This is a genomic window from Acidovorax sp. LjRoot129, from assembly GCF_964253765.1.
Taxonomy (GTDB): Bacteria; Pseudomonadota; Gammaproteobacteria; order Burkholderiales; family Burkholderiaceae_C; genus Acidovorax.
Map to the genome: position 1 here is coordinate 167,367 of NZ_CAXUSE020000002.1, position 14,144 is coordinate 181,510.

The 14,144-nt window shown below is 53.2% G+C and carries 24 protein-coding genes; 21 read left to right on the plus strand and 3 right to left on the minus strand.

Features of this window, described 5'->3' with window-relative positions; translation table 11 throughout:
• Positions 1 to 188 precede the first annotated feature (188 nt).
• From ACSQ3Q_RS25330 to ACSQ3Q_RS25405, 16 genes are all read left to right on the plus strand, one after another.
• Positions 189 to 524 (plus strand): hypothetical protein, encoded by a 336-nt coding sequence (locus tag ACSQ3Q_RS25330; RefSeq protein WP_436137234.1) that lies wholly within the window; start codon positions 189 to 191, stop codon positions 522 to 524.
• Positions 525 to 536: 12 nt separating this feature from the next.
• Positions 537 to 758: a hypothetical protein gene (locus tag ACSQ3Q_RS25335; RefSeq protein ID WP_436137235.1), complete on the plus strand. Its 222-nt coding sequence runs from the start codon at positions 537 to 539 to the stop codon at positions 756 to 758.
• A gap of 11 nt (positions 759 to 769) precedes the next feature.
• Positions 770 to 973 carry a hypothetical protein gene (locus tag ACSQ3Q_RS25340; protein ID WP_436137236.1) on the plus strand — a complete coding sequence of 68 codons (204 nt, stop codon included), beginning with the start codon at positions 770 to 772 and terminating at the stop codon, positions 971 to 973.
• Positions 974 to 986: 13 nt separating this feature from the next.
• Positions 987 to 1,232, plus strand: coding sequence for a hypothetical protein (locus ACSQ3Q_RS25345; RefSeq protein ID WP_436137237.1), 246 nt, complete (start codon positions 987 to 989; stop codon positions 1,230 to 1,232).
• Between the two features lie 13 nt (positions 1,233 to 1,245).
• Positions 1,246 to 1,455 carry a hypothetical protein gene (locus ACSQ3Q_RS25350; RefSeq protein ID WP_436137238.1) on the plus strand — a complete coding sequence of 70 codons (210 nt, stop codon included), beginning with the start codon at positions 1,246 to 1,248 and terminating at the stop codon, positions 1,453 to 1,455.
• Positions 1,456 to 1,467: 12 nt separating this feature from the next.
• Positions 1,468 to 1,668 (plus strand): hypothetical protein, encoded by a 201-nt coding sequence (locus ACSQ3Q_RS25355; RefSeq protein WP_436137239.1) that lies wholly within the window; start codon positions 1,468 to 1,470, stop codon positions 1,666 to 1,668.
• 261 nt (positions 1,669 to 1,929) lie between these two features.
• Positions 1,930 to 3,051 (plus strand): hypothetical protein, encoded by a 1,122-nt coding sequence (locus ACSQ3Q_RS25360; RefSeq protein ID WP_436137240.1) that lies wholly within the window; start codon positions 1,930 to 1,932, stop codon positions 3,049 to 3,051.
• A gap of 18 nt (positions 3,052 to 3,069) precedes the next feature.
• Positions 3,070 to 3,519, plus strand: coding sequence for a hypothetical protein (locus ACSQ3Q_RS25365; RefSeq protein ID WP_436137241.1), 450 nt, complete (start codon positions 3,070 to 3,072; stop codon positions 3,517 to 3,519).
• Between the two features lie 14 nt (positions 3,520 to 3,533).
• On the plus strand, positions 3,534 to 3,773 hold the full coding sequence (locus ACSQ3Q_RS25370) for a hypothetical protein (protein WP_436137242.1): 240 nt from the start codon (positions 3,534 to 3,536) through the stop codon (positions 3,771 to 3,773).
• Positions 3,774 to 3,787: 14 nt separating this feature from the next.
• Positions 3,788 to 4,072, plus strand: a complete 285-nt coding sequence (locus tag ACSQ3Q_RS25375; RefSeq protein WP_436137243.1) for a hypothetical protein — start codon at positions 3,788 to 3,790, stop codon at positions 4,070 to 4,072.
• Positions 4,073 to 4,252: 180 nt separating this feature from the next.
• On the plus strand, positions 4,253 to 4,639 hold the full coding sequence (locus ACSQ3Q_RS25380; protein ID WP_436137244.1) for a helix-turn-helix domain-containing protein: 387 nt from the start codon (positions 4,253 to 4,255) through the stop codon (positions 4,637 to 4,639).
• Between the two features lie 817 nt (positions 4,640 to 5,456).
• Positions 5,457 to 5,621 (plus strand): hypothetical protein, encoded by a 165-nt coding sequence (locus tag ACSQ3Q_RS25385; protein WP_436137245.1) that lies wholly within the window; start codon positions 5,457 to 5,459, stop codon positions 5,619 to 5,621.
• A 13-nt stretch (positions 5,622 to 5,634) separates the two neighbouring features.
• A complete protein-coding gene (locus tag ACSQ3Q_RS25390; protein ID WP_436137246.1) occupies positions 5,635 to 5,895 on the plus strand; it encodes a hypothetical protein in 261 nt (86 codons plus the stop codon).
• A gap of 249 nt (positions 5,896 to 6,144) precedes the next feature.
• On the plus strand, positions 6,145 to 7,548 hold the full coding sequence (locus ACSQ3Q_RS25395) for a hypothetical protein (protein WP_436137247.1): 1,404 nt from the start codon (positions 6,145 to 6,147) through the stop codon (positions 7,546 to 7,548).
• 399 nt (positions 7,549 to 7,947) lie between these two features.
• Positions 7,948 to 8,352 carry a hypothetical protein gene (locus ACSQ3Q_RS25400; RefSeq protein ID WP_436137248.1) on the plus strand — a complete coding sequence of 135 codons (405 nt, stop codon included), beginning with the start codon at positions 7,948 to 7,950 and terminating at the stop codon, positions 8,350 to 8,352.
• 28 nt (positions 8,353 to 8,380) lie between these two features.
• The gene (locus ACSQ3Q_RS25405; protein WP_436137249.1) at positions 8,381 to 8,803 is read left to right on the plus strand and encodes a hypothetical protein; all 423 of its coding nucleotides are present in this window, start codon (positions 8,381 to 8,383) and stop codon (positions 8,801 to 8,803) included.
• A 182-nt stretch (positions 8,804 to 8,985) separates the two neighbouring features.
• On the opposite strand, the gene ACSQ3Q_RS25410 is transcribed toward ACSQ3Q_RS25405, so the two are convergent.
• Positions 8,986 to 9,261: a hypothetical protein gene (locus ACSQ3Q_RS25410; RefSeq protein ID WP_436137250.1), complete on the minus strand. Its 276-nt coding sequence runs from the start codon at positions 9,259 to 9,261 to the stop codon at positions 8,986 to 8,988.
• Positions 9,262 to 9,412: 151 nt separating this feature from the next.
• Between ACSQ3Q_RS25410 and ACSQ3Q_RS25415 the strand changes: the two genes are divergently transcribed.
• The 3 genes from ACSQ3Q_RS25415 to ACSQ3Q_RS25425 all read left to right on the plus strand — a co-directional run bounded on the left by ACSQ3Q_RS25415 (position 9,413) and on the right by ACSQ3Q_RS25425 (position 10,545).
• The gene (locus tag ACSQ3Q_RS25415; RefSeq protein ID WP_436137251.1) at positions 9,413 to 9,703 is read left to right on the plus strand and encodes a hypothetical protein; all 291 of its coding nucleotides are present in this window, start codon (positions 9,413 to 9,415) and stop codon (positions 9,701 to 9,703) included.
• A gap of 12 nt (positions 9,704 to 9,715) precedes the next feature.
• Positions 9,716 to 10,195 carry a hypothetical protein gene (locus ACSQ3Q_RS25420; RefSeq protein WP_436137252.1) on the plus strand — a complete coding sequence of 160 codons (480 nt, stop codon included), beginning with the start codon at positions 9,716 to 9,718 and terminating at the stop codon, positions 10,193 to 10,195.
• 110 nt (positions 10,196 to 10,305) lie between these two features.
• The gene (locus ACSQ3Q_RS25425) at positions 10,306 to 10,545 is read left to right on the plus strand and encodes a hypothetical protein (protein ID WP_436137253.1); all 240 of its coding nucleotides are present in this window, start codon (positions 10,306 to 10,308) and stop codon (positions 10,543 to 10,545) included.
• Here ACSQ3Q_RS25425 and ACSQ3Q_RS25430 read toward each other — a convergent pair.
• Positions 10,542 to 10,664, minus strand: a complete 123-nt coding sequence (locus ACSQ3Q_RS25430; RefSeq protein WP_436137254.1) for a hypothetical protein — start codon at positions 10,662 to 10,664, stop codon at positions 10,542 to 10,544. The genes ACSQ3Q_RS25425 and ACSQ3Q_RS25430 overlap by 4 nt on opposite strands.
• Before the next feature lie 434 nt (positions 10,665 to 11,098).
• Here ACSQ3Q_RS25430 and ACSQ3Q_RS25435 point away from each other — a divergent pair, with 434 nt between their 5' ends.
• Both ACSQ3Q_RS25435 and ACSQ3Q_RS25440 read left to right on the plus strand, forming a co-directional pair.
• Positions 11,099 to 11,497 (plus strand): hypothetical protein, encoded by a 399-nt coding sequence (locus tag ACSQ3Q_RS25435; protein ID WP_436137255.1) that lies wholly within the window; start codon positions 11,099 to 11,101, stop codon positions 11,495 to 11,497.
• A gap of 122 nt (positions 11,498 to 11,619) precedes the next feature.
• The gene (locus tag ACSQ3Q_RS25440; RefSeq protein WP_436137256.1) at positions 11,620 to 12,882 is read left to right on the plus strand and encodes a hypothetical protein; all 1,263 of its coding nucleotides are present in this window, start codon (positions 11,620 to 11,622) and stop codon (positions 12,880 to 12,882) included.
• Positions 12,883 to 13,700: 818 nt separating this feature from the next.
• On the opposite strand, the gene ACSQ3Q_RS25445 is transcribed toward ACSQ3Q_RS25440, so the two are convergent.
• Positions 13,701 to 14,141 carry a helix-turn-helix domain-containing protein gene (locus ACSQ3Q_RS25445; protein ID WP_436137257.1) on the minus strand — a complete coding sequence of 147 codons (441 nt, stop codon included), beginning with the start codon at positions 14,139 to 14,141 and terminating at the stop codon, positions 13,701 to 13,703.
• Positions 14,142 to 14,144 lie beyond the last annotated feature (3 nt).

Sequence of the window (14,144 nt, forward strand, 5' to 3'; positions counted from 1 at the left end):
CGCTGCGATGCCAGCGGCAAGGAGTACACACGCTATCCACGTCGTGGTCAGCCAAATGACCATGGCATGCTGAACTGCCCAGTGTGCGGCAAGGGCATCACACTGCGCCCTAAGGAGACGGGCGGCAATGCGGTTGTGATCCCGCGTCACCTTGAGCGAATTGTCGGCCTTTGAGGCCAAAGGAAAGCATGCCTGATTTCAATCTGAGCCGGAAATCGTTGAATGCCGTCACCGATGTTGAGCTGGCCTTCGGAACAACCAAGCTGCTACCGCCTTACGAGGTGGTGCCGGATGAATTTAAGAGCGGCAACAGCTACACAAAGTTGCTCGATCACTTGTTTGCAGGCCAGGCCTTGCCCGAGGGCGAGATCGTCTTCCGGAAGGGGTTTGATGACGCCGAGGCTCCGGCACTCTTGAATCGGGTGGTTATGGCTCACCTGCGCTCATTCGAGCCCAAGCACGAGCACAAGATCGCTGGACTGGGCTATCTGGTTAGCCAGGTATGTGAAGTTCGTTTGGCCTGAGAGGAAAGACAGATGAGCAAGACTCTCGATGCAATCCGCAAGCAGTCGTGGATTTCTGCAGTCGATGACGAGCGTGGAATTGGCAACTCGATAATCGTCACGCTCAAGCGCGAGTGGGAATTTTGTAGTGAAGACCGCGGCTGTGGCGTTAAGGGCTTTGACACAGTGGCCGAGGCGCGGTCGGGTTGCGCACGGCGCGAAGTGCAATTGTCTGCACCGCCAAGCGCGAACTGAAGGGAAGCATCGTGATCAACCTCAGCGAAACCGCCTACGAAATCTTGCGTGATGCCGTGAATGTCGCGCGAGAATTTCAATGCCTAAGTCTTGCTGCTTTGAAGTCGCGTTTGGCAATGCGTTGGCCGGGCCAAGAGAAAGAGGTGACTGAAGCAATCCAGTTTTGGGCAAACAGTGTGCGTGAGCGTCACCCTGGCGGTGTCACCCGCAGTTGAAGGAAAGCGACTTATGGCCGAACTGAGTATTGACCAGGCGAAGCAGGTTTACCGAGCGGCTATCGACGCCAAAGTGAGCGACGCTGAGGGCGACGACTGGTGGATGGCAGTCACCAAAGAAGTGCGCGATGTTTGCGCTTCCAGGTCCGTTAAAGCAGGGGCTGCTGTGATTGAGTGGTGGCATCACGACTGGTCGGCTGTTGGCGACACGTCGAAGGCGGCTGCTCAGCGTATCCGCCAGGCAGCGAAGAATATATGAGAGGAAATCAAACATGCTCATTGATCTGAAGGTGTCCCGTCATCCGAGTGGCAATCTCACCCTGATGCGTAAGGATCAAGGTGATCGCGATTATCGGGACTGCGAAGCGCCACTGCGTTTCAACTCAGACGCCGCCGAGTTCTATCGCGCAGTGGCTCACACCCTCCACGTACTGCATCGCGAGGGGCATAACGTGTCCTACGCTGATACAGCTACGAACTGATCGGGAACCACTGTGGCATACGAATTCACAAAACTGAAACTCGCTACCGAGCGCAAGGCTCGGGTCAAGCGCTTGGTCGTCTCTGGACTGGCAGCTTGCGCCGGACTTGCATTTGGAATAGCGAACAATGATATGCAGAGCCTGTTCGGGATCTTCTTTGCAAGCGCAACGGCGATGTTCCCTGCCATTGCCGTGTACTACTTGATGACGTAGGAAGCCAAACAATGCGACTGAAGTTTCAAAAGGGTATTGGACTCATGAGTGCTTTGCTAGTCATCTTCGTGGTGGGAGTCGCTGCGACAACTTTGTATGGGACGTGGGGTCCGATTTACGAAGAAACGTGCGTTGAGCCATCAGCTCAGCAGCTTGAAGGGGCCAAGAAGATCAATGAACTAGTCTCCAGCCCTTTTGGCGGCGAGTACAAGCCTCAAGCGAAGTGCTCCAAGGTGCCTGTTCGTTGAGTCAAAGGAAATCATGCAGGTCAAGATCAACAAGCGCAGCGCTTACGCTCCAATCCGTTACGAGGCTACTCGCCCCTATGCCGTTTCACTGGGCAAGGCTTACCTGGCCGAATATCAGAAAGGCGATGCAGCACGCACGCAATTCGTTGGCGGCAAGCTCCTTCAATTGCTCAAGGCTGGCGTGTCGAAAATGGGCCAAGAACGAGGCCCTGGGCCTTTGCAAGCCGAAATCGTCAACGTTCAAGTGTTTGGCTCCTACTACAGCGGTGGCAAAGTCATTTTTGACGTGAGCAAAGTTCTCACGCAGACCCTTATGCATACGGACGCGGAGGACATACCTTGCGGGGAGTTGGTCTTTCCCGCCAGCAGCTTTTACCTTCACTTCGGAGCCGACACCGGCTTGGTAGACGATGGTTTCAACATCGAAGGTGCTTACATCGCGCGCCACGGGGATAGGATGATGGTGGACTTGGTGGCGCATGGGTACGGGCAGTCTCATTTCCTGTCGCTTCCGATGGGAGAGAGCATGACAGGCGCACACGTGATGCTCGACGATCCCGAGAAGTCCGTCGCCCAGGCTTTGGATGAGGCGATTGCTGACATTCTGGAGAAGAACCACCAGATGCTGGAGCAGATCGCCCAGATCAAACGTCAGTTGGAAGAGCAGTACGGCCAAGTGGTTAACGCTCCTTCCCCAGTGGAAAACCTCGCAGCTAAAGGACCACTGCTGCACAAGGCGCTCGCGCTCATCGTCAACACCATGTTCTACCTGGCAGCGGAGCCAGATGACATTGAGGTTGACTGGGAACGCGGGACGCCCACTGAAGCCCTTGCGGAGCTGCGCGCGGCCACCAAGCCGAGCGTGATCAAGAACATTGAGAGCAATCTGCGCAACGCCCGATATACGAAGGTTCGCTTTGTCGGTCGAAGATTCGCCCAGTCAGTTTCTGGCTTGCTGATTCAAGGCGCCCAGGATAGCGGACGAAAGCTGGCCACACATTTCCGGCGCGGCCACTTTCGACGCCAGCACTACGGCCCTGAACGCGCCCTGCTGAAGAGGATTTTCGTGGCACCTGTTGTGGTCAATGCTGATGCTGGTGGAGAGCCCACGGGTCACATCTATGACGTGCGGTAGTTTGAGAGGAAATCATCCATGCCTTGCATTCAGACAGCCATCCAGCACCCGTGCAACGCTTGGGCGGTTTCTGCAGGGCTTCCCTCTTGGGCGGCAGCACTTGACGACATGCGTGCAGGAAAAGTGCTGTGCGGAATGCTCCTTGCGGTATCACCACATTCCAAATCCACACTGGGTATGCAGCTGTTCCTTGAGCAGGTCTCGAAAGAGGATCTACATGTTGTTGTTTCCGAAATGGGTGAGTGCGTGGTGGGCCTAAAAAGCACCTTTCCAGCGAAACAAGTCGATCCGACAAACTTGAATCGAAACCCCTTAAATGAAGAGGCTGAAATCGCTGAAGGACTTCAGCAAGATGCTAAAAGCGCCCAGTTGCAGAGCCATTTGCGCGCGCATCGAAAGTTGAATGCAGGTGACAACTTGCAGCCCAAGCCAGCACCGTTTTATCGCCAGTTTGACAAGAAGTTCTGAGAGGAAACCAGACCATGGCTACACAAGCGCGTGACTACACCGAGTTCGACAAGAAGATGCTGGCCCTTATCTCCGCTGGCTCGAAGACAGCTGCCGCCCTGACCACTGCATTGGATGCAGATGCGAAGCCGCTGATGAATCAGACGAAGGATGAATTCCGGGTGGTTGATCGCCGACTGCAGGCGTTGCGCAAGAAGGGTCTGATCGCCTGGGAGCGCAGTGGCGCGTTCGTTGTGTGGTCGCTTGCCAAGTAGTCAAGGAAATCTGCATGCACATCGTTTTTGTCATCGCATGGATTCTTTGGATCTTCGCACTTGTGGGTCTCTTCGCAAGATTGATTGCTCGTTCGATTGCTCAGGCAAAGGCCTTAAAAAGCATCACGACTACCGCCAATAGAGAATTGAATCTTCATGAGTTGCGTGTTTTGAGCAATCGGGGCGACTGGCGTGATCCTATCGAGAGACACCAAGATTCGCTCACAGTGATGACCGATGCTGCAGGATTGGCGGTCGCAGCACTCGCGTTGACGTTCATCCAATTTATCGCCACCTGACCTGAAGGAAACGTCTATGGAGTGGCTTGACGTGTACGAACTGGCTTGCAGCCTGCACACCGGCCTGGTGGACAAGGCAGGGCGGCCTTACATCGAGCATTTGACGCGCGTTTCATGCCAGGGCGCTGGGCATTGCAGGGCGTAGTCATGCTCGGATATCTAACCAACAACAATAGATCCATGGCAGACCAGCATAAGACGATTGGCCAGCGGCTTCGACAAATACGCCTCAACAGAGGCCTTACGCAATCTGCGTTTGCGCAACGATATGGCTATGTGAAGGCGACACAGATCAAATACGAGAAGGACGAAGCCAAGCCGAAAACTGCGTACTGGGAAGCTATGAGAGCCGATGGAATTGATATTAGTTTCCTCCTTGGAGAGGAGTTAGATGGAGAGCCTTTGAGGACAGAAACTCCAAATTTGAAAACTCTATGCTTCCAACTCGAAACTTTTGTTTCTAATAATCTAGCTTCGGGTGCCAGCAAGGAAAATATTCTTGAAGCACTACTTCAGACTGGGGTAACGCTTTTGGGAAAGTGCAATCGATCTGCACGAGAAAGCTGATGGGACCATCAGAGGAGTTCAATGTCGCAAGCTGTTGGGGTTGTGATTGACGGAGAAGTGGCTTGGCATGCGCCGGCGTGTTCGATGACTACGCAACCCTCTGCGGGATTGATGCCCATGACCCTACGCTTGCTCATCAGGTGACGGCGGAGCCACATAAGGGTGCGAAATGGTGTCGCGACTCTTCTAGCTCCGGATGAGCTTGATGCGTGGACTTGAGCTGAATGGCCCGATCCAAAGTGGTAATTGAGTAAATCACAAGCGCTACTTTCTGAGCTGCGAGTACCTGTTCAACTCGGTTGCCAGATGGCACGTTGGTAAGCAAGCAATCAAGTTGGTCGAAACGTCACGTTTTACCTTGCTTTTCGAGGGTGTTTCGTGCGAGGCGCACCCTCACAATCGAACCCCAAGGAAAACAATAAATGCCCAAGTTCAATGGTGTATGTCGGATTCAGGGTCGGAACGGCCTACCTGACATGGTGAGAGTTACTGATGGAGATCTAACGTTTGATGACGTTGATGAGCCTGGGTACAACCGGTCGATGATTAAGCCTCCCTTGGAGGATCTCCCGTGGTGCTCAGCTGGAGAATCAAAAGTAGCGTGTCCGCCGAACTAACGGAAAACTATGAGGTTTACTACTTTCGCATGCGCATTCGGACCGCCGCTTGCTTTGCTTAGTCTTGCATTTGTGTTGACACCAGACTGGCTTACTGAGGTTGACTATGGCCTTTGTGTGTTCTCGGCGTCGTCATCGGCGGGTTCGGCACTTTGATGGCTCGGACTATTGAATCGCAGGACTGAAAGGAACAAGGCCACATGAAGACTATTTGGGTCACGAGCGTTGTTGCAGTTTTCCTCGTCATGGGTCTGAGGTTGCTCACGGCTGCAACAGACCTTGCAGTTGATGAATCCTCTCAAAAAATTCTCGCCGAAGAATCTGCCGAGAAGACGGCGGCGGAGAAATCGTCGAAACCCAAGTGAAGGAATAAAAGCAATGAGAGTTCGCGTACTGGTTGAGAAGGAAGTCGATGCGGAAGTGTCGCTCGACGATGTGATGGCCGAGATCGCGGGTCTGCAAGAACCGGAGAGCAATGCTGAACTCCTGCGCTTATTGAACCTGTGTGTTTCGGTAGTCAAGCGCGTACCAGCTCATCTAATCGAAAACATGACAGACGCGCAGCGCATGGTCTTCGCTGATGCGTTGCGCGTAGAGATCGAACGCTTCAATATTGCCGACGTGGCAGCAACAAACTGATTGGAAACTAGCTGTGCGAATAGGGTGTCAGTGGATGGGGTTGGAGTGATGGAGGATCGACCAAACCGCCACGTCGAGTTTGAATGGACTTCCGAAAAGGATGCCCTACTTGGCACCGTCAAGGACCGGGATCTTGCTGCAAAGTTGGGGTGCTCACGCGCACTGGTCTCAGGTCGCCGGCATCTCCTCGGGATTTCCAGGTTCAACCAGGAAATCTCCAAAGCTACCAAATGCGAATGGACGCCAGCCATGGATGGCCTGCTGGGCACCATGTCGGACAAAGAAACAGCCGAGAAGCTCGGGCTCTCCATCACAACAATCCGCACTCGGCGTGTTGTCCTTGGCATTCCCATAAAGCAAGCGCCTCGGATAGTTCACAACAAATTCAACTGGACCCCTGAGATCGAGGCCCAGCTCGGCACCATGGGAGACCGGCAACTCGCAGAACACCTGGGGGTTTCACGCACCCATGTCACCAACCGCCGCAAGGTGCTTGGAATTGCACCGAAAGACGAAGCCGTAACGTCCAGCTTGAAATTCGAATGGACCCCAGAAATGGACGCTCTCCTTGGCTCAACACTAGACAAGGTGATCGCAAAGCAGCTCGGCCTATCGACAACAAGTGTCAGTAAACGACGCAATATCCTGAACATCGCTCCATACGTTCATCCCACCCGATGGTCCCAAGACCAAGACGCCCTGCTGGGAACCGCACCCGATACGGAGCTCGCTGCGCAATGGGGGGTATCAAATTTTGTCGTCCGATCACGCCGAGCCCAAAAGAACATCCCCGCGTATGAACAGTCAAGGCGGTGGACTCCCGAATTAGATTCCCTACTGGGAACCATCCCAGACGCCGAATTAGCACGAAGAATGGGGCTGCCAGGCAGCAGCGTAAGTGCGCGCCGCAACTTGCTGAAGATCCCAGTGGCTAACTACTTTCGGTGGACCCCGGACTGCGATGCCCTATTGGGAACCATGAGTGACAGGCAGCTTGCGCTGAGGCTTGGATGCACAAAAGCTAGCGTTCAAAAACGTCGCGATAAGCTGAAGATTCAGTCGTTTTCTGGCAGCAACCAAGCCGTTCAGTGGTCTGCGGAACCCGCTGCCTTGCAGGGAACCACTCCTGACACTGTTCTAGCGAAAAAACTGGGGCTTACTTGCACGACTATTCGTAGACGCCGACAGGCACTTGCCATACCTGAGTTCAACCTTCAGAAATGGACACCGGAGAACGTCGCGCTACTTGGCACGATGCCTGACCGACTTATCGCCGAAAAGATGGGGATACCCCTTTCAACAGTCCGCTCGCGGCGCAGGGTGCTTGGCATCGCGCACCATGTTGATCGGGGTTCTAGGGCAAGGCAGTGGACGGCGGAACAAGACGCCAACATGGGCACCATGACCGACCAGGAATTGGCGATGAAGTTCGGGCTCCCGTTCACAGCCGTTCGACAGCGTCGCATTGAGCTTGGCATCGCCTCGGTTCTTGAGACGCGCTGGACACCCGAAAACATTGCGCTGCTGGGCACGATGTCTGATCGCAAACTTGCCGAGCGCCTTGGGTTCAGCCGCAGTGCGATCACGAAGCGTCGCAAGGATCTTGGGATCGAGATGCAAAAGCGAGCAGGAGCTCGGACAGATAAAGGATAGTGAATTGTGAGATTCTCAAAGTCAAATGTGGCAGTCTTTGCATGGATTCTGTTTGTGGCTGGTTGCGCAGTTTTCATGTTCGAATCCAATTCAACGCCAAAGCAGACAACGATGAAATCTTTGGGTTCGGTTCTGGACGTGAATAGCTGCCAGTCTGGAAAGCACTCACATTCATGCGATGTACTGACAACCTCACATCAGTGGGTCACTGATCTAAGACATTGGCCAGGTGAAATCCTGCAACGTGGGGATCTTCTTGCGATGAGGACCGACCTAGCTGGAGGTCGCAGAGAAACATGGATGTGTCGCAATGGACTTTGTCGTTCCGTTTCTTCTTGCTGGAGTTGGATGCCTTGCTGGAATCGGCAAACATAAGAGCGCGAAATTGAAGGAATCACCATGCAGACTCAAAATTCAGCAATAGCGGCAATCAATTTTGCACTGGAGACCGATGACGGACTTACCTTCCTGCGTTGCTGGAATGAAGGTAACTTCGAAGCGATTCGCCGCGAGTGGCCCGAAGCGCCAAAGTCGGTTTTCGTCGGGGCTGATCCGCTCATCTCTAAAACTGCTGCTAAGCGAAGAGGGCTATTTGATCGTACGGATGTTGAGAAGGCTGCGCTAGCAGTTGAACAAGCTCAGGCGGTGAGCGAAAGTGTTCAACGTAAGCTTCAGGGGGACTCGATTGTTGTCAGCGAGAGTGATCTGAAGAGGTGCCAAAAACAAGTGGCGAATGCTAAGGCTAGCCTTGCACGCTTATCTAGCGATCACCCGCTGCTGAAATCAAAAGCAAAGCGACGCTGAAATCGAGGGTCCAGAAGTGCGAAATAGGATGACAGTGAAAGCTTTGGAAAGTGCCATCCAAGGCGCGACGAGCCTCCAAGAGCTCAAGAAACTTGTTGCTGATGCAAACGCTAAAAATGCCATGAACCAAGACGGCACGATCCGGGGACTTGTTTACTGTGCTCCATCAGGCAAGCGAGGGGCGGTATTGCAAGTCTCAATCAGACGTGGAACCCCGAATGGGTTCACTACTTCAATGATTGTGGACGGCAAGGATTTCAGAACAGTTTACCGTGAGATCGTTGACGCAATAGTTCATCACTACGATTTCGCGGAAGGTAACGAATTAATCAGGAAAATGCATGAGAGCACCGATATTTTTTTGAAAAAATACGGCTTGAGATTGAAGGAGGTCCGTTATGAGCAGGTCACAAAGGCTGAAAGCAAGTCAATTCTTAAAAACCGCGGTTAGCTGAACAATAACTGACAGGAAACGATGTCTAAAGTTGTGGGTGTAGTCGTTGGTGGAATGGCCTCTTGGCATGCACAGGGTGTGTTCGATGACTCCGCAACCCTCTGCGGGATTGAAGCCCATGACCCTACGCTTGGCCACCAGGGCACGGTGGAGCCAAAGTATGGCCAGAAAATCGAATGTCAGACTTGTAAGACCATGTGGGCCAACACATTTGCCTTGAAGTTGAGCATCCAAAACTTTCGGTAAACCAGATAACAATCATGAATCAGCAAGGCCCCGATACAACCATCCAGGCGATGCAGTGTGTCGTTAATGCTTTCTATCGCGATGCCGTTCGGATCGGAAACCATCCGTTCATTGAATTTGCGGGACTCATGAACGAGTACATCAGCGCTTGCCGTGAAGCCTCCGCACATGGAATCGACTTCACTAGTTGCAACGTGCACTCGGGACATCCATTGCCACTTCACGCTCACCAGGTAGACTACATCAACGAGAAACTTGAATGCATATTCACTGGTCGTTCTGTAGTGTCATCAGCTGCAGTACCGAATCCAGAAGGACAGATCATGGAAAGATAAAATCGTGAGCGCGCTAGAGATGTCTATGAACGAAGTAGCCTACTTAAACGAATTGGCCGCTGATATTGCTGCAAATGGCGGTTTGGATGGCAGGAATTTTGAGGCTGCGCTTGCGGCTGCTCATGCGCGTAGGCAGGCGTTCGCCTTGGAGTTGGCAACACGCGCTACCAAACGCGCTCAGATGGCCCGTAAAGCGTTGCAAGCAACTGTTTGGCATGGCGCCCAAGTCCTGGCAGCAAATGAGCGCCTGTCGATGCAGGCAAGGGATTGCGTGCGCACCACGCTTTTGGCATGCGAATCAATCGACTTGGAATAGGAGGCAAGCCTGATGGACGATCTTTCGATGGTTTCTGTATTTGTGACCAACGTGCTGCCAGCCGCTGGGTTTGTGCTTGGCATATCTGCAGTTTGGTATGGGGCCTGCCTACTCATCGGGGGGGCCGAAAACACCCGAGTCTCCTCCCAAGATGACTCGGCCATTTCATTATCAGAGCGGGCACTCGACGCACAACTGATCTATGCGATGCAAGAGCGCAAGAGGGCGAGCAAAGGGACTCTCCGAGATCGGATTTTCCTGACGGGCCTGATGACCATGGGAACATGCGCTGTCATTTGGCTGGGGCTTTGGACCTGGGGCGTTGTTCCAGCTAGCGCACAGGAACGCGCTTTTATTCACGAGCTCAAGACAACAGTATTTGCTAACAGCCCCCAAGTCGCGGCTGCTCTTCACGCAGCAGAGAATGCAAGTTACATTTCTCGTCAGCACTATATGGCGGCTGAAGATGCTTTTCTCCTAGCTGCTCAGTGAAAAGGCTATGGACTTATTCTAACTTGAGTTGGTTAGTAGTATGCATAATATAAAATCATAGGCGGTTATCTTATTAATGCAGTAGTCTTCATAAGTTCAGAAAGTTTTAAATGACCAAGATTTCAATTTCACCCCCGATTAAAGTTAAAACCCGCGACGGTTTGGATGCAACAATTTACGAGATTGATCTTGACGATTTGCAGCAGGCTATTCATGGCACTGTTATCACGCCTGGCATGGGGACCATCAATAAAGCCTGGAGCAAAGATGGAATCTGCAGCAACGGGACTGATGAACTTAATATCGATCCAGACGAACCTGGCTTTTCTTCCGTTATCAACAAATTTTAAATCTCTTGAATAATTGATATCCAAGACTTCCCCATGGCAATGACCCCACCTGTCGCAGCGTCAAGAGCAAGCCGCAGGAATAAACTGCGTTTTAATTCCGCTGCAGCATCAGTGTTCATGGTCGCAGTCGTACTCCTTATCTCAAGCTTTGAATGGCTGTTGCTAGATCCTCTCCCGTGGTACGGCCGTTTGGCGGTTATTTTGTTTTGCTGGATTCTTCCTTGCTGGCTTCTGCTGGGTAAGATCTCTAAGGCCTTAAATAAGTAAATCCGATGTCCCAACTTGAACACTTGGACCAAATTGCCCGAGAGGCATGGTCGGGAAATTACGAGCGAACCGGTGTACTTTCTACGGGAGAGCGCCTGTATGTGGCTCTGGCCTCAGGTCGCATGCGCGAGCTTTGCCCAGGCGACTCGATACCCTATGCAGTTGATCGAGTCGGTCCTGAATGGATGAGTCACATGCTCGTAGTTTGGAAGTCTGAAACGCAACCTAAAGATGAGGCATCAGAGCAATGAGTGGGTTCATAAACGTCAGATCTGCTATTCGATCCGTGCTCGTTTTGTCCATCGCTGCTGCTCCAACGCTTTCATTCGCGACGATTACTCGTGCCGACGTTGAATCACAGATTACGCCCGCCACCACCCTCATCGGCCAGTTGCGTGCTTGCATGTCTGTATCAGAAACCAACAGCTATCTACCAGCGATAGATACGGAGGTGGCATTCCTGCAATATATACGGACATCCGATTTATTGCTGGATGACTACCCGGAATTTCTCGCGAAAAAAATCGGGGCCTATGCAAAACTTGAAATGGAACAGATCCGCCTTTTCAAAGACAGCCCCGTAGAAGTTGCAGAGAACTGCAAAACCTATCAAGCAGATGCTCGGCGACTTGTCCAGGAACTTAAGTTAGCCATCCAGAAGCACAATTCCAAACGGAAGAAGTAACGAAGGCGTTCATCAAGTGCGTTCGCTCTGTTCTGCAGGGCGGCAAGCCAACCGCTCCCGATGGCCGCGTCGCAGTGCCCATTACGCGGGGCCAATTGTCAGATCTGAGGTCGTCGATCCATATGGCACTTTTTGAAATGAGCAGTGAGAGCACTCTCACCTCAATCCCAGTCACGAGTTTCGCAAGCATGGGCGTCTATGAGCGAACCCATTTGCAAAAAGCACTGCGAGCCCAGATCTCTGCAATTACCCCCGGCGTCAGGACAATGGTGATTGCTGAGGAGTTCGGTGACTGGGTCGGTGCTAACCGCCGCATCGACTTGCTATGCCTTGATGAGGACGCAAAGCTCGTCGTAGTTGAGTTAAAGCGTGATGATGGTGCCCACATGGAGCTGCAGGCGCTGCGCTACGCTGCAATGGTCAGCACGATGGTCTTCGATCAAGCCGTGGAGGCCCACCGGAAGTATTTGGCAAGCATCGGGTCGACAGGTGATCCAGAACAGGCGATTCGCGACTTTCTGCGCGTTGACGAGGGTCGGGTGGCCATTCATGAAGAAGTGCGGATTGTCCTAGCCGCAGCATCCTTTGGCCAAGAACTCACGACAGCTGTCCTGTGGCTCAACAAACAGGGCTTGGATCTCCGATGCGTTCAAATGCGCCCTCACGTCCTCGGAGGCAGGATGCTTCTCGATGTCCAACAAGTGATCCCGCTGCCAGAAGCGGCACAGTACCAAGTGGCCATCCGTGAAAAGGAGATGGCACAGGCGGAGGCGCGGTCCTCGGAGCGCAACACAACCAGGTTCAATCTGACGGTCGGTAATCAGGTCTTTTCCAACCTGGCGGGGCGCCGGGTCGTCTACGAACTTGTCCGAGCTGCTTTTCGCGAGGGGATCACTGTCGATGCGATCACGAAGGCTATTCCATTCAAAAATCAATCGCTCTTCCTGTCTGCCGAAGGAGATTTGTCTGAGCAAGAACTACTCGCGCTGACCAAGCATTCCGGTACCGGGTACTTCACCCAAGACTCCATGCTCCTCAAACGCGATGGACGAACCCTGGCCCTCACGAAACGCTGGGGGGAACAACTACAGCTTGCGATATCGAGCATATTGGACCTAATGCCCTCGGCCCCGATTCAAATCGAGGTTGCAGCCGCTTCAGGTATGACTGTATCTGCCACCTATGAGGGATATGAGATCCTGCAAGACGAAAGCACAACCATCACTGTTATGAAGGATGGCCTCCAGATCACGCCGGCAAAGCCTGTCCTGCGTATGCTCGCAGAATTGCTGGGTGTCAGCGAATTGAATGGCTCTGGAAACGAATTGAACACCCGCCAGCTGGGTGCTAAGGTCATAGAGGCCGCCCTCCAACGTGACGAATAGGGCACTGACTATGCGTGTCGCTGTGTTTGTATGCTCTCTGGCATACACGGTGCCGTCCGGCGCGGCCGATGTGGCAACGCTCGTTTGCAAAGGGAAGACTGCGCAGGGTCTCCCGCTTATGGATGTGGTGCTTCAGCTTGATCTTGATAAACGCACCGTCGACGGAGCACCTGCAACCATCGATGAGTCGCAGATCAAATGGGATAGGGCGCGAGTACGACAAGGAAAGGTTGAGTACGAAAGCCACGCTTTGAACAGGATCACTGGCTCATACCAGTGGCTCGTAGAAGGAGTTTCGTACGCTGGGCCTCCACCGGTTTACAAATGCGAGAAAGCCTCTGCGCCAAAATTCTAAAAACAGATTGATTGACATGCTCACCCCCGTCCAATACGCACGTTACGGAATGAACGTCATCTCACTGCTCGCCAGTAGGAAGATCAGCTTTCGCACGGCGTTCATGGCTTTGCGGACGACGCCAGTCGCTGTTGCAGGGCGATGCGGTTCCTACATTGTGGACCCGACCTTTGACTAAGGTAACTCCGCATGAGGACTTGTCTGAATGGCAGGTCCAGGTGAGCCAGGACGGAGGAACCGTATGGATTCACGACATATCGGGATCAACAGTAGGTAGATTCTCGAAACGCTTCGGTCTAGACATTCACAGATCGGTCGAGGAGCAGCTGCAGGGTGCGGGCCAATGCATCTACTGCACCCATGAACCACCTACAGAAAGCGACTGGCTCCTGTTCTGCGGAAAGATGCGTGACCACTTTGGGATCAACGTCGACCCACAGCTGGTGCAGTTCGACAAGGCTAGCTAGGATGGCGCGCCCACCCGATTGAGCGCTTCCTTCTTACCTACTGCCATAACTGCCCGAATCTGGGCAAGCTGCTTGGCTCGTGGAACCGCTTGGCCAGCTTCCCAGCGCCGTAGCGAGATGGGTGCGACGCCCACGAGCGCTGCCATCTGCAGCTGGTTGAACCCAAGCGCTTCACGCTTCTTGATGAGGACTGTTGGAGAAAACGGGCGGGTGCTTCGAGCTGGGGCCTCTGCAGATACCGTGGAGGCTTCTGGAGCCGGCACAGCCCTGGCCAAATTCTTGATTGCGGCACGCAGCACCAGGTTCTCACGCTTGAGAACCGCGATTTCCGAGCGGTGAGACGTCACCGTCTTCCGCAGTCTCTGAAATTCGTCTTTTGTTTCCTTGCGCACTATGCGAGCAATCTCTTCACGGAAGGCGGTTTGATAAACGGCCATGTA